Source organism: Yersinia sp. Marseille-Q5920, assembly GCF_946902935.1.
In the GTDB taxonomy this organism is placed as follows: Bacteria; Pseudomonadota; Gammaproteobacteria; order Enterobacterales; family Enterobacteriaceae; genus Yersinia; species Yersinia rochesterensis.
Map to the genome: position 1 here is coordinate 66,301 of NZ_CAMPQA010000011.1, position 12,884 is coordinate 79,184.

Sequence of the window (12,884 nt, forward strand, 5' to 3'; positions counted from 1 at the left end):
TTATATGCAGTAATCTTCGCCAGCAGGAATAGAAATAATTAACATTATTAATGTTGTAATTACATGAGGTAACTGTATACAGAAAGTAATTCCATCATTCTTTTTAACGTTACTCTTGTATTATACGGAGTGAGGGGCGTGGCGAGAGAAATATATTGTTCTGATCTGAGTAATTCAGACAAAGTTTGTCGATTACTTTACTTTATTAATTATAATTGGCGAGTTTTTATCTATTAAAATAACGTGATTTTGTCTTAATAGATAAGATAGTAGGGCAGGTTAGGGAGATAAACATAGCTTGTATAAATTAAATGCATCAGTTAAGAAATAATGCATAACGTATAAACTTTATTATGAACTATTTCATTTTTGTTTGGGCAGATTTTTATTTTATTAAGAATAAAACTTTATTTTTCTATAACAAAAAACCCGCACAAAGGCGGGTTTTTTTATTCAAAATGATTTAACTGCTCAGGACTATCACCTTCATCGCTATCGTAAATCATTCCGATATACCTGAGGTCTTGAAGCTATAGCGTCGAAGACCTAGGTATTTATTATTGACTCTTACAGAGCAATAACGTTTACCGCTGATGGGCCTTTAGCGCCATTCTCAATAGAGAATTCAACTTTTTGGCCTTCATCTAAGGTTTTGAAATCATTGCTCTGGATAGCAGAGAAGTGAACGAACACATCTTTGCTGCCATCAGCAGGAGTGATGAAACCAAAACCTTTGTCAGCGTTAAACCATTTTACTAAACCAGTCATTTTATTAGACATAGAGATACTTCCTTCAATTATTTTTGATTGCCGCCATAGGCGAGCGAATAGGCTTGGGCACAACTTATGGGGCACTTAGAAGGAATTTCGCGGAGAAGAGGTATCTGTCTGATAACGCTAATACGGGGAACTGCTTTACTAAAACTGCTTGCATAAATGTTACTGTCAACCGGGTACTGCTTGTTCATTTACTTGGGGAGCGGCTACACTGCTCGGGTCTGGCCGTCATCGCTGTCGGTAGCCAACTCCCCTAATCACACTGAATTACAGAGCGACTACGTTTACCGCTGATGGGCCTTTAGCGCCGCTCTCGATAGAGAACTCCACTTTTTGGCCTTCATCTAAGGTTTTGAAATCATTGCTCTGGATAGCAGAGAAGTGAACGAACACGTCTTTGCTGCCATCAGCAGGAGTGATGAAACCAAAACCTTTACCAGCGTCAAACCATTTTACTAAACCAGTCATTTTATTAGACATAGAGATACTTCCTTCAATTATTTTTTGCCACAATAACGTAGCGAACGTGGTCTGTTTTCAGAGGATAACTTATTGGGCACTTAGGAGGAGACTCACGGAGAAGGGATATCTATGGATAGCGCTTGAACTGAGGACTGCTTTACTAAAACTGCTTTCATAAGGTCTGTGTTCCAAACCGATGACGCTATTTAACCACAACACATTCCCCGTGGCAACCTAATATTTGACTGTCATAACCAATGTCAATGGTTTTTTACGCTAAAATTGTATAAATCGAGGTCATTTTAATGTTACGAAACAGTCAATTAGGGCAATAAAAAAATAGTCCATTTTTTTTGTATTCAAGCGCTAAATGCCGGGGTGAATCCCCCGGCATTTGAGTTTAACGAGGAGAAACTGTCACAGTACCGCTGCGATCGCTAGCAATAATGACGCGTTGACCTGCGCTGAAACGGGTTGGCCCTTGCGCCTGCACGACAACAATGCTGCTGCCATCATCACGACGAATTTCCAGTTGTACACCTTCACTGCGGTTCATGGCGCTTTGTATGCCCTGACCCGCTACACCACCGGCAACGGCACCACCTGCGGTTGCCAAGCTATTACCACGGCCCCCGCCGATAGTATTGCCCAAGAAGCCACCGACTACAGCCCCGCCGATAGCGCCAGCTACATTATTTTCACTACCACCTTGAATAGTGACCGGACGTGCGGAAACCACGGTGCCATAGGTGACGGTTTGTACCTGCCGTGCTTGAGCGGCGGTAAAGGTATCACCCGACGCTGTTCTGTTGTTGGCGCATCCACTTAATACAGTAGCTGCGAGTGCTACGGCAATGATCATTTTATTCATAATTAACCCCTAATTATCAGTACAAGTCCGATGTCAGCTAGCTATCACCCAAACTATAGATAACTGTTAACAATGACTATAGCGTGATAATGATTCATTTGAGGAGATAAATAATGAGCAGATATAGATATAGACGAGTTCCTGCTGACTTTTCATGTTACCGTCATGGCTAAATACGACCCATTTATATCTTCAGGAATGTTGTCTTGTTACGCTCGATGATTTCAACCAAGATTTTCCGTCTCGACTTAGGTCGTTTAATTCTTATTCTGGCTGTCATGAGCGCCTTTGTGACGCTGGCAAACAGTTTCTATGCCAGTTATCGGGTTCAACGGCAGCTATTGATCGATAATACACTGGAAGCTAACCGTGTTTATGCCGCTAAGCTGGCGTCCAGTACGGAGATTTTTTTGCGGAGTGCGCAAAAGCAGCTTCACTACAGCAGCATGATCGCCGCAAAGCATTTTGACGATCAGGGCGTTCTGAAAGCGGAAACCGCACGACTCAAATATCAGACGGACAGTTTTAACTCGGTAGTGATAACCGATGCTCAGGGTATTATCCGCGCCACATCGCCAGACAGCCTCCAACTATTGGGCCACACTCTGACATCACCTGGGTCGGCAGAGGCACTCAAGCTCCGCCGCCCCATTATCAGCAAGCCATATGTGTCAGCAGCTAACAATCTGGTTATCAATATATCGACACCCATTATCACGCCGGATGGACACTATCGCGGATACATAGGCGGGACTATTTATCTGCGTAAGCAAAGTATTTTAAATGAGTTACTGGGTGAACATTACTATCGCGATGGTTCTTACATTGTGGTGCTCGACGGCGAGCGGCGCATTCTTTATCACCGAGATGTTAATCGTATCGGGGAGATACTAGAGCCAAAGCCGATTACAGAGGCAGCCAAAAAAAATGACAATGGTAGCTTGATGGTGACCAGCACCAATGGCGAATCGATGCTGGCGGGCTATGCCGTTGTGGATCCGTCAGGTTGGGAAATTATTACCCTGCGGCCAGAATCCTCTACTTTGAAGCCGTTGGAAGGGTTGATGCTGAAAGGGCTGGGGCATATTGCGCCGCTGGCGTTACTCACATTGTTGGGCGTTTGGTTATTATCGCGGTTAATTGCTCGCCCGCTGTGGTTACTGGCAGGCAGCGCCAATGATATGGATAAACCGGATATTGCCAGTAGCATCAAAGAAATTCCCTCATGGTATTTCGAGGCGACGCAGCTTAAACGGGCCTTGTTGATAGGTATCAGTCTATTGCAAAAGAAAATCGGCAAATTGAGGTTCGAAGCGCATACCGACCCCATGACTGGTCTGTATAACCGGCGCGGGCTGGCGATGACGCTCGAACCTATCGCCCAGCTCGGGCAGCATTTTTCTGTCATTGCTCTGGATATTGACCACTTTAAATCAATTAATGACTCTTATGGTCATGATGTCGGTGATGAGGTTATCAAGCAATTGGCAATACAAATTCGTGATAGCTCCCGTGACAGCGATATTCTGTGCCGCAGTGGCGGTGAAGAGTTTCTGATGTTGCTGCCGAGCACGGTGCCGGATGTTGCCATACAGGTTGCTAACCGGCTGCGGCACAATGTAGAAATGATGGCGATGCCGGGTATCCGACCTATCACGATTTCATTGGGTGTGGCGTTTTGGAATGGGGTCGGGGTGCCGGAGGATGCGCTGAAGCGGGCGGATGAAGCTTTATACCGAGCGAAACAGAAAGGCCGTAATCGAGTGGAAGTTGCCTAGAAATCACCTAACAAAAAAGGCGCGCTCCGTGTGGAGTACGCCTTTTTAAACAACAACTTAACTGACTAGTATCAGTTCATGCCGTATTTTTTCAATTTCTTACGCAGCGTGCCACGGTTAATGCCCATCATCAGGGCAGCACGGGTTTGGTTGCCACGGGTGTATTGCATCACCATGTCCAACAATGGCTGTTCAACTTCAGCCAGTACCAACTCATACAGGTCACTCACATCCTGACCATTCAGTTGAGCAAAATAGTTCTTCAGTGCTTGTTTTACCGAGTCACGCAAAGGCTTTTGAGTCACCTGATCTTGTGAGTTTACGGTTGCAACGGTCAGTACGTCAGAATTTACGCGTTGTTCGAACATAGTTCTGTCAGCTCTTTTTTCTGTTTACGCAAGATTTTCGAAATATGCCTCCAACGCCTCCAGCTGTTCGCTGGCATCCTCAATGGCGTTGAATGTGCGCCGAAACTGGTCGTTAGGGGCGTGCTCCTGGAGATACCAGGAGACGTGCTTACGTGCGATACGAAATCCCTTGCCTGGACCATAAAAGTCGTGCAATTCCCGTATATGCCCGTTTAACAAGCGCTGCACTTCGCCAAGTGGCATCGGTGACAGCAGCTCCCCAGTGTCCAGGTAATGCTGGATTTCCCGGAAGATCCAAGGTCTTCCCTGAGCGGCACGTCCTATCATCAGGGCATCAGCCCCAGTGTAGTCGAGTACCGCTCTGGCTTTATGCGGGTCAGTGATGTCGCCATTCGCGATAACGGGAATGGAAACAATCTGCTTAACTGCCCGAATGCTGTCGTATTCCGCCTCACCATTAAACAAACAAGAACGGGTTCGGCCATGAATCGTCAGGGCTTGTATACCACAGTTTTCGGCCAATTGGGCAATTTCTATACAGTTACGGTGTTCTGGCGACCAACCCGTCCGGATCTTCAACGTCACTGGTACATCTACCGCGTTAACGACTGCGGAGAGGATCTGTTTGACCAATTCAGGATGCTGCAATAATGCTGATCCTGCCAGTTTGCGATTCACTTTCTTGGCCGGACATCCCATATTGATGTCGATGATTTGTGCACCATTCGCCACATTGATTTGGGCGGCTGCTGCCATCTCATCCGGGTCATTACCGGCAATCTGCACGGCACGAATCCCCGGCTCATCACTATGAACCATGCGCAAACGCGACTTATCCGTCCGCCATACCTCTGGATTAGAGGAGAGCATTTCAGATACAGCCATCCCAGCCCCCATACCATGACATAGCGCTCTGAATGGGCGATCTGTGATACCCGCCATCGGGGCGGCAATCAGGCAATTTGTAAGCTGGATGTGTCCAATACGCATAGACAAAGAATGACCACACTGTGTCCGTAAGGGCGCGTATATTACGCATTTTTGCGCTCAGATGAAAGGCCAAACTTTGACCAATTGATGAAAAAAACGCGATAAATTACAGACTAATCTTGGGTAATTAATTATTTTCTCATATATAACATCAGGTTAAGTTAATATGATTAATTTGTGCGCTTTAGTATTTTCTACTAAACAACATAATTTTCGACTAGTTATGCAACATGGTGGAGGTTGAAAATGCTGACTTATTCATCAAATCAATGATAAAGAGCAGATATAAATGAGTCAGACATCTCATTTCAGTTAAAAACAGTGCTTGATGGATTGCTAGCTACTGCCAGGAAATGCTAGTGCGACTCTGCAAATTTGGCGTTACAACAGCGAGTGTTGCAACGCCTATAACATGGATAATCATTATTGGCGGGGTCGATATTACTTCTTGATACCCGTGATGCGGCACCACTCTTCTTTCTCAGCCACCGGGTCGAGAGTGAATTTATCCTCATAAGCCTGTGCAACACCCGCTGCCTGCGTTGCCAGCACACCGGACAAGCCAAGATGGCCACCCGCAACCGGTAAAACACTAATCAACGGCGCGAGTTCCCGTAATGGGCCAGCCAGGATATTGGCGACCACCACGTCAGCGGATAAATCGGCTGGCTGATCTTTGGCAAGATACAGCTCCAAACGCTCTGAAACGCCGTTACGCTGTGCGTTATCACGACTGGCCTGAATGGCTTGCGGATCAATATCAATGCCAATAGCGCGCTTAGCACCGAGTTTTAGAGCTGCAATCGCCAGGATGCCGGAGCCGCAACCGAAATCGATAACGGTTTTATCCTGTAGATTGAGGCTATCGAGCCATTGCAAACACAATGCGGTTGTCGGGTGAGTGCCGGTACCAAACGCCAAACCGGGGTCGAGCATCACGTTCACGGCTGTTGGGTCGGGAACATCACGCCAGCTCGGACAGATCCACAGGCGCTCACCAAAACGCATTGGGTGGAAATTATCCATCCATTCACGTTCCCAATCTTTATCTTCCAACTGCTCAATCTTATGGATGAAACCTTGACCGAGTTGCGGGTTATATTCCAGCATAGCGACCACTTCCGCCATATCGGTTTCTGCATCATACAGGCCAATCACGTCGGTATCGCCCCACAGGCGGGTTTCCCCCGGCAGCGGCTCAAACACCGGATTATCGTGGGTATCCTGGAAGGTCACAGAGACCGCGCCACTTTCTATTAGGGCATCACCAAGAGATTCGGCTTGGTTACCGGTGGTGTTTAGTTTTAGTTGGATCCAAGGCATAGCTTTCTCTTCCAAAACCGATCTTCAACTGAGGTCTCACGATCGGTTTTTATCAATAGGGTTTCGGTAAATAATACCTGCAAATAGTCATTTATTCAGTGCTGACAACCACGGGCCGGCGTATTCGCGCCCTGTCGCCAAACTGATTCCCGATATAGAACGCCAGCAGATTAAGCACCAGCGAGGGCACTATTGGGTGCAGGCCGGCTATCTTAATATCGAAACTGGCCAGTACGGTATAGCATACCGCGCCGACAATCATTGCGCTAAGGGCACCATGGGCATTGGCGCGCTCCCAGTATAATCCTAGCACCAATGGCCAGAGGAATACCGCCTCCAGACCACCAAAGGCCAACAGATTCAACCAGATAATCATTTCGGGTGGTCGCCAGGCGGCAAGTAGCAATAATAGCCCGAGGATCAGTGTCGACATGCTGGAAATACGCGCTAACTTACGCTCATTTTTCAGCTCTTCTGGCCATAAATTGAGGTATAAATCTTTCACAATAGTTGCGGAGGATTGCAGTAACTGGGCATTGATGGTCGACATAATCGCCGCCATCGGCGCGGCCAGAAAGATCCCAGCAGCAAAGGGCGGCAGCACGGTGATCATCAGTGTGGGGATCACTTGATCCGGGATCTTCAGGTCCGGCAGGATCGCCCGGCCTAATGCGCCAGCCAGATGCATACCGAACATCAAGATTGCCACCACAATGGTGCCGAGGATGATGCCGCGATGCACGGCTTTACTATCACGATACGAAATGCAACGCACTGCGGTATGCGGTAGGCCAATAACTCCAAAGCACACCAAGATCCAGAATGATGCCATAAACGGCAAGTCGAGGATTTGATCGCCCCCTTGAGGGGAGACCAGCGCCGGATCTATATGCTGTAGAGTCTCGACGGCTTTGTGCAGCCCACCTGCGGCATGGATAACCGCCACCAACAGTAAAATAGTGCCGACCAACATCACCATGCCTTGTAAAGCATCATTTAGCACGCTGGCACGGAAACCACCAAAAGAGGTATACAGCGCGATACTGATACCGAAAATCAACAAGCCAGTGTCATAAGGGATGCCCGCTGCGGTTTCCAGCAAGCGCGCGCCACCGATAAACTGCACTGTCATGGCCCCGACAAACGCCACCAACAAGCTGATGCTGGCCAACCACACCAATAGGCGGCTTTGATAGCGGGCATACAGCATGTCGTTGAGGGTCACGGCATTATAACGTCGCGCAAGAATGGCAAATTTCTTACCCAATACTCCCAGAGACAGCCACACCGCTGGCAATTGAATCATTGCCAATAACACCCAGCCCAGGCCGTATTTATAAGCAGCACCCGGCCCGCCAATAAATGAACTGGCACTGATATAAGTGGCGGTCAAGGTCATTGCCAGGACAAATCCGCCCATCGAACGGTTGCCGATGAAGTATTCGTTAAGAAAATTCCCGGTTTTACGGCGGGTATAAGCATAGACGGATAAGCCAAATACCATGGCCAGATAGCCCACTAATGGCAGAATGACATCAGTTTGCATTGTCATCCTCCAGTGGAATATCGCGAAATATCACACGCACCATTAACCAGCACAGCACAATAAATAGCAGTGGCAGCGCAATACAGGCCGCTTCAAACCAAGCGGGCAGGCCGCTTATACCGGGAATATTGCCTGGTAAATAAGCCGTTATTATCCACCCAGCCAGATAAGCCAGCGTTAAGCCAAAGGCCCAGCGCGCTTCTTTATTGGCTTGTAGGAACCTTGTGTCCATATTCTCTCCAATACCCTTCGTACTTGGCACAACAGCGTTGTTAGCTGCACTCATTCACCCGAATCACTGACCTGAGTCAGCTCATCGGGATTCATTTGTTTGCTGCCTAGCTGCGAGGCCAACTAATTTGGGAAATCCCATTCTTATCTTAGCCTTGCAGTGTGATTAGCTACCACTATGCGAAATGCCGACCCTATTAATCAAAAGAAAATTAATCAAATGAAAAGAAAAAGGCCGGTAATTTACCGGCCCTGATATAAAAGGTAAAGCTCATGAAAGGCGAAATAATCAGGTTTCTTGCAACCCGAGTTTTTTCTCCAGATAGTGGATATTGGTGCCACCATGCTGGAAGTTTTCGTCGTTCATGATGCGTTGCTGTAACTCAACGTTGGTCTTGATGCCATCGATAATGAGTTCTGCCAGCGCGTTTTTCATGCGGGCAATCGCAACATCACGGTTTTCACCGTAAGTGATAAGTTTGCCGATCATGGAGTCATAATATGGCGGCACGGTATAGCCGGCGTAAATATGAGACTCCCAACGCACTCCAAAACCGCCCGGCGCATGGAAACGGGTAATTTTACCCGGACTCGGCAGGAAGGTATTCGGGTCTTCGGCGTTGATACGGCACTCTACTGCGTGGCCGTGGACTTTCACTTCATCTTGTTTGATGGAGAGAGGTTGGCCCGCAGCGATCCGCAGCTGTTCTTTGATCAAATCAACACCGGTGATCATTTCGGTAACCGGGTGTTCAACCTGAATACGGGTGTTCATTTCGATGAAATAGAACTCGCCGTTTTCATACAGGAACTCGAAAGTCCCCGCACCACGATAGCCGATTTCCACACAGGCTTTCGCGCAGCGTTCACCGATATAACGGCGCATTTCGCTGGTGATACCTGGCGCTGGTGCCTCTTCAACCACTTTCTGGTGGCGGCGCTGCATAGAACAGTCGCGCTCAGCCAGATAGATAGCATTACCCTGACCGTCAGCCAAAATCTGAATTTCGATATGGCGTGGGTTTTCCAGGTATTTCTCCATATAAACCATGTCGTTATTGAAAGCCGCTTTGGCTTCCGCACGGGTCATGTTAATGGATTGCTCCAGATCTTTGTCGTGACGAACCACACGCATACCACGACCACCACCACCACCTGATGCCTTGATAATGACCGGATAACCGATTCGTTTGGCAAAGGCTTTATTCTTGGTTGTGTCGTCATCCAGTGGGCCGTCAGAGCCAGGTACACAAGGTACACCAGCTTTCTTCATGGCATTTATTGCCGAAACCTTGTCACCCATCAGGCGAATGGTTTCGGCACGCGGGCCGATGAAGATGAAACCTGAACGTTCTACCTGTTCGGCAAAATCAGCATTTTCAGACAGGAAACCATAGCCGGGGTGAATAGCCACCGCGCCGGTGATCTCCGCAGCAGAAATGATTGCCGGAATGTTCAGATAGCTTTTAACAGAAGGTGCGGGACCGATACAGACAGTCTCGTCAGCCAATAACACGTGTTTAAGATCACGGTCTGCAACAGAGTGAACTGCCACAGTTTTGATCCCCAGCTCTTTACAAGCTCGCAGGATGCGTAGCGCAATCTCACCGCGGTTAGCGATTACGATTTTATCAAGCATGGAACGCCTCGTTATTCGATGACGACAAGAGGCTCGTCGAATTCAACCGGTTGACCGTCTTCAACCAGAATGGCTTTTACAGTACCGGATTTATCTGCTTCGATTTGGTTCATCATTTTCATCGCTTCAACGATGCAAAGAGTGTCACCAACAGAAACTTTCTGACCTACTTCAATGAAGGGTTTAGCATCCGGGCTCGGGGTGCGGTAGAAAGTACCGACCATTGGGGAGCGCACGATATGGCCACTGATAGCAGCAGGGGCAGCGGCTTCAGCAGGTGCTGGAGCGACAGCAGCGGCCAGAGCAGGTTGTTGCTGCGGCGCAGCAAAAGCATACGGCTGTTGCATCATTGGGTAGTTTGGTGCGGCAGGAGCACGACTGATGCGTACTGACTCTTCGCCTTCTGAGATTTCCAGCTCTGAAATGCCGGATTCTTCAACCAGTTCGATCAGTTTCTTAATCTTACGAATATCCATGAGTGTGATTCCGTACTCTTTTTGTGTTGCATTAGTTGGATTTTGACAAGCGATTTACCGCTGCCTGTAAAGCAAAGTTATAGCCATCTGCGCCAAGTCCACAGATTACGCCAACCGCGATATCAGAGAGATATGAATGATGACGGAAAGGCTCCCGGGCATGCACATTAGATAAGTGGACCTCGATAAACGGGATCTGCACACCTAACAATGCATCGCGCAGTGCAACACTGGTATGTGTAAACGCTGCCGGGTTGATCAGGATAAAATCGGTATTACCCCGTGCTTGGTGAATTCTATCAATCAGCACATGTTCTGCATTTGACTGCAAATGGGATAGCACCACATCCATTCCCTGAGCTTGAGTCTCTAATTGGCTGACAATATCAGCCAATGTAGTGTGACCGTACTTTTCCGGTTCACGTGTTCCAAGCAGATTCAAGTTAGGGCCATTCAGAAGCAAAATGTGAAACTTATCCGACATTGTGCTGGTATCTCCGGCAATTAGTCCATCATCGTAAAAAATAACCTGATGTCACCGATTTGTCACCTTTTTACGACGAATTTGACACTGCGATCGGCATTAAGGTCGGGCATTATAATGATATCGTAGCAATTAGCAGCTAAATACTGGTCTTATCAGCGAAGATATTCAATAGAAAAAGATAATGACCGATGAAAAGCTCAGGTTTTTAGCGGCACCATTGGCGAAATTTTTTATAGCGTAGCGCCAATAATATTGCTGCTATCACCGCGTAAATAATGGGGAATGGCGATAGCGTTTTGACCGACCAAAGATAATGAATTGGTGCAAGAATGGCGACAACATACACCAAATTATGCAATTTTTGCCAGTTGGCTCCCATTTTTCGTTGCGCCCACAAGGTGGATGTCACCGCCAGTGACAGTAACAATAGCCAACTTATTATGCCCAATGTCAGGTAAGGGCGGGTGACCAGCTCACGCCCCAGTAAATCAATATTACTCAGCCCAAGTTCCAGTACCGAGTAGCTGACCAAATGTAGTGTTCCCCAGGCAAAACACCATAAACCCAACAACCGGCGGCAGCGGATTAACAACGGCTGTTTGCCATAGCGCGCCAGTGGCGTGACCAGCAGTGTCGCCAATAATAATTTTAGGGTCATTAGCCCGGTGAAATGCTGAATATCTTTAGCCGGGTCGGCACTGAACCAACCTTGATCTACAGATAAAATTAGCCACAAAAAGGGGAGTGCGGCCGCCAACCAGATAGCCACTTTTAGCCACTTAATTTGCCGTAAACTGAGCCGCATCAGAAATTCTCCCGCAGATCCAAACCACGGTAGAGTGATGCGACTTGATCGGCATAACCGTTAAATAACAGTGTTGGCTGGCGCTGAACATCCAGGATACCGCCTGAGCCGATAAAGCGCTCAGTTGCTTGCGACCAGCGCGGATGGTTCACATGAGGGTTCACATTGGCATAAAAACCATATTCGTTGGGCGCACTCAGGTTCCAGGTAGTCGGTGGCTGATCATGAGTCAGGCGAATATGAACAATGGATTTTATGCCTTTAAAACCGTATTTCCATGGGGTGATGAGCCGCAGCGGCGCGCCATTTTGTGGCGGTAGGGCCTTGCCATACACGCCCAGTGTCATAAAGGCCAATGGGTGCATTGCCTCATCCAGTCGCAATCCTTCGACATAAGGGTATTTCAGGCCGCCGCCAATAAAACGATCTTCCTGCCCCGGCATTTGATCCGGTGCATAAAGTGTCTGGAATGCGACATAGCGAGCATTGCTGGTGGGTTCAACCAGCTTAAGCAATTTGCCCAATTCAAACCCAATCCACGGCACCACCATCGACCAGGCCTCTACGCAGCGCATCCGATAAATGCGCTCTTCTAATGGGAAGCGTTTTATCAGGTCATCAATATCGAGTGTCATGGGCTTGGCGACGTCACCGTCGATCTTTATCTGCCAGTCTTCGGTTTTCAGTGTGCCAGCATTGGCGGCAGGATCGGCCTTATCCAAGCCGAATTCATAGAAATTATTATAGCCGGTGACTTTATCTTCCGGGGTTAGCGCCAAATCTGGGTGGTAAACCGTTGATTGAGTGAAATCCAGCGGCTTGCCAGACGGGGCTTTGGGGCGATTATTCCCTTTAAACCATGCCAGCAAATCAGCTTGCGCAGATGTGGGCAATGCCAGTGTAGCAGCAGTAATCCCCAATGCTTGCAACACCTTACGGCGCTGATAAAAAATACTTTCTGGGGTGACATCTGCTTCGGTTAGCTTGCGTGGCGTGGCAGCATTACGCAGGGAATGGGATAAAAAGTTGCGCATAAAATGACTCCATCAAACAGGGGGAAGCATATCGGCCTTATTGATATTAATCATGGCGGCTTATAGGGACAAGTGCTAGGGGGCGGAGAGAAATTTG

Annotated in this window: 14 protein-coding genes; 1 reads left to right on the forward strand and 13 read right to left on the reverse strand. The window is 47.9% G+C overall.

Going from position 1 to position 12,884, the window contains the following annotated elements; all coding sequences use genetic code 11:
* Window positions 1-567: 567 nt before the first annotated feature.
* From cspG to OVO64_RS15535, 3 genes are all read right to left on the reverse strand, one after another.
* The gene (cspG, locus tag OVO64_RS15525) at window positions 568-780 is read right to left on the reverse strand and encodes a cold shock protein CspG (protein ID WP_005163087.1); all 213 of its coding nucleotides are present in this window, start codon (window positions 778-780) and stop codon (window positions 568-570) included.
* A gap of 264 nt (window positions 781-1,044) precedes the next feature.
* Window positions 1,045-1,257: an RNA chaperone/antiterminator CspA gene (cspA, locus tag OVO64_RS15530; RefSeq protein ID WP_011817288.1), complete on the reverse strand. Its 213-nt coding sequence runs from the start codon at window positions 1,255-1,257 to the stop codon at window positions 1,045-1,047.
* A gap of 382 nt (window positions 1,258-1,639) precedes the next feature.
* Window positions 1,640-2,110, reverse strand: coding sequence for a glycine zipper 2TM domain-containing protein (locus OVO64_RS15535; RefSeq protein WP_038638593.1), 471 nt, complete (start codon window positions 2,108-2,110; stop codon window positions 1,640-1,642).
* A gap of 218 nt (window positions 2,111-2,328) precedes the next feature.
* Here OVO64_RS15535 and OVO64_RS15540 point away from each other — a divergent pair, with 218 nt between their 5' ends.
* Window positions 2,329-3,888 (forward strand): sensor domain-containing diguanylate cyclase, encoded by a 1,560-nt coding sequence (locus OVO64_RS15540; RefSeq protein WP_038638596.1) that lies wholly within the window; start codon window positions 2,329-2,331, stop codon window positions 3,886-3,888.
* 71 nt (window positions 3,889-3,959) lie between these two features.
* On the opposite strand, the gene fis is transcribed toward OVO64_RS15540, so the two are convergent.
* From fis to msrP, 10 genes are all read right to left on the reverse strand, one after another.
* On the reverse strand, window positions 3,960-4,256 hold the full coding sequence (gene fis / locus OVO64_RS15545; RefSeq protein WP_002210061.1) for a DNA-binding transcriptional regulator Fis: 297 nt from the start codon (window positions 4,254-4,256) through the stop codon (window positions 3,960-3,962).
* 24 nt (window positions 4,257-4,280) lie between these two features.
* Entirely contained in the window at window positions 4,281-5,246 is a 966-nt protein-coding gene (dusB, locus tag OVO64_RS15550) for a tRNA dihydrouridine synthase DusB (protein WP_038638599.1), read from the reverse strand.
* Window positions 5,247-5,687: 441 nt separating this feature from the next.
* Entirely contained in the window at window positions 5,688-6,569 is an 882-nt protein-coding gene (gene prmA / locus OVO64_RS15555) for a 50S ribosomal protein L11 methyltransferase (RefSeq protein ID WP_038638602.1), read from the reverse strand.
* A gap of 91 nt (window positions 6,570-6,660) precedes the next feature.
* The gene (gene panF, locus OVO64_RS15560; RefSeq protein ID WP_267248883.1) at window positions 6,661-8,115 is read right to left on the reverse strand and encodes a sodium/pantothenate symporter; all 1,455 of its coding nucleotides are present in this window, start codon (window positions 8,113-8,115) and stop codon (window positions 6,661-6,663) included.
* Window positions 8,105-8,347 carry a YhdT family protein gene (locus tag OVO64_RS15565; protein ID WP_038638609.1) on the reverse strand — a complete coding sequence of 81 codons (243 nt, stop codon included), beginning with the start codon at window positions 8,345-8,347 and terminating at the stop codon, window positions 8,105-8,107. The genes panF and OVO64_RS15565 overlap by 11 nt, the downstream gene beginning before the upstream one ends.
* Window positions 8,348-8,635: 288 nt before the next feature.
* On the reverse strand, window positions 8,636-9,985 hold the full coding sequence (accC, locus tag OVO64_RS15570; RefSeq protein ID WP_011817284.1) for an acetyl-CoA carboxylase biotin carboxylase subunit: 1,350 nt from the start codon (window positions 9,983-9,985) through the stop codon (window positions 8,636-8,638).
* An 11-nt stretch (window positions 9,986-9,996) separates the two neighbouring features.
* Window positions 9,997-10,461, reverse strand: coding sequence for an acetyl-CoA carboxylase biotin carboxyl carrier protein (accB, locus tag OVO64_RS15575; RefSeq protein ID WP_038638613.1), 465 nt, complete (start codon window positions 10,459-10,461; stop codon window positions 9,997-9,999).
* Window positions 10,462-10,492: 31 nt separating this feature from the next.
* Entirely contained in the window at window positions 10,493-10,945 is a 453-nt protein-coding gene (gene aroQ, locus OVO64_RS15580) for a type II 3-dehydroquinate dehydratase (RefSeq protein WP_038638616.1), read from the reverse strand.
* Window positions 10,946-11,153: 208 nt separating this feature from the next.
* Window positions 11,154-11,753, reverse strand: coding sequence for a protein-methionine-sulfoxide reductase heme-binding subunit MsrQ (gene msrQ, locus OVO64_RS15585; RefSeq protein ID WP_038638619.1), 600 nt, complete (start codon window positions 11,751-11,753; stop codon window positions 11,154-11,156).
* Window positions 11,753-12,787, reverse strand: coding sequence for a protein-methionine-sulfoxide reductase catalytic subunit MsrP (msrP, locus tag OVO64_RS15590; RefSeq protein WP_038638622.1), 1,035 nt, complete (start codon window positions 12,785-12,787; stop codon window positions 11,753-11,755). The genes msrQ and msrP overlap by 1 nt, the downstream gene beginning before the upstream one ends.
* Between the last annotated feature and the right edge of the window lie 97 nt (window positions 12,788-12,884).

Coding starts and splice junctions, on each gene's coding strand:
- cspG (WP_005163087.1), bottom strand. CDS start 780: ATGTCTAATAAAATGACTGGTTTAGTAAAATGGTTTAACGCTGACAAA.
- cspA (WP_011817288.1), bottom strand. CDS start 1,257: ATGTCTAATAAAATGACTGGTTTAGTAAAATGGTTTGACGCTGGTAAA.
- OVO64_RS15535 (WP_038638593.1), bottom strand. CDS start 2,110: ATGAATAAAATGATCATTGCCGTAGCACTCGCAGCTACTGTATTAAGT.
- OVO64_RS15540 (WP_038638596.1), top strand. CDS start 2,329: ATGATTTCAACCAAGATTTTCCGTCTCGACTTAGGTCGTTTAATTCTT.
- fis (WP_002210061.1), bottom strand. CDS start 4,256: ATGTTCGAACAACGCGTAAATTCTGACGTACTGACCGTTGCAACCGTA.
- dusB (WP_038638599.1), bottom strand. CDS start 5,246: ATGCGTATTGGACACATCCAGCTTACAAATTGCCTGATTGCCGCCCCG.
- prmA (WP_038638602.1), bottom strand. CDS start 6,569: ATGCCTTGGATCCAACTAAAACTAAACACCACCGGTAACCAAGCCGAA.
- panF (WP_267248883.1), bottom strand. CDS start 8,115: ATGCAAACTGATGTCATTCTGCCATTAGTGGGCTATCTGGCCATGGTA.
- OVO64_RS15565 (WP_038638609.1), bottom strand. CDS start 8,347: ATGGACACAAGGTTCCTACAAGCCAATAAAGAAGCGCGCTGGGCCTTT.
- accC (WP_011817284.1), bottom strand. CDS start 9,985: ATGCTTGATAAAATCGTAATCGCTAACCGCGGTGAGATTGCGCTACGC.
- accB (WP_038638613.1), bottom strand. CDS start 10,461: ATGGATATTCGTAAGATTAAGAAACTGATCGAACTGGTTGAAGAATCC.
- aroQ (WP_038638616.1), bottom strand. CDS start 10,945: ATGTCGGATAAGTTTCACATTTTGCTTCTGAATGGCCCTAACTTGAAT.
- msrQ (WP_038638619.1), bottom strand. CDS start 11,753: ATGCGGCTCAGTTTACGGCAAATTAAGTGGCTAAAAGTGGCTATCTGG.
- msrP (WP_038638622.1), bottom strand. CDS start 12,787: ATGCGCAACTTTTTATCCCATTCCCTGCGTAATGCTGCCACGCCACGC.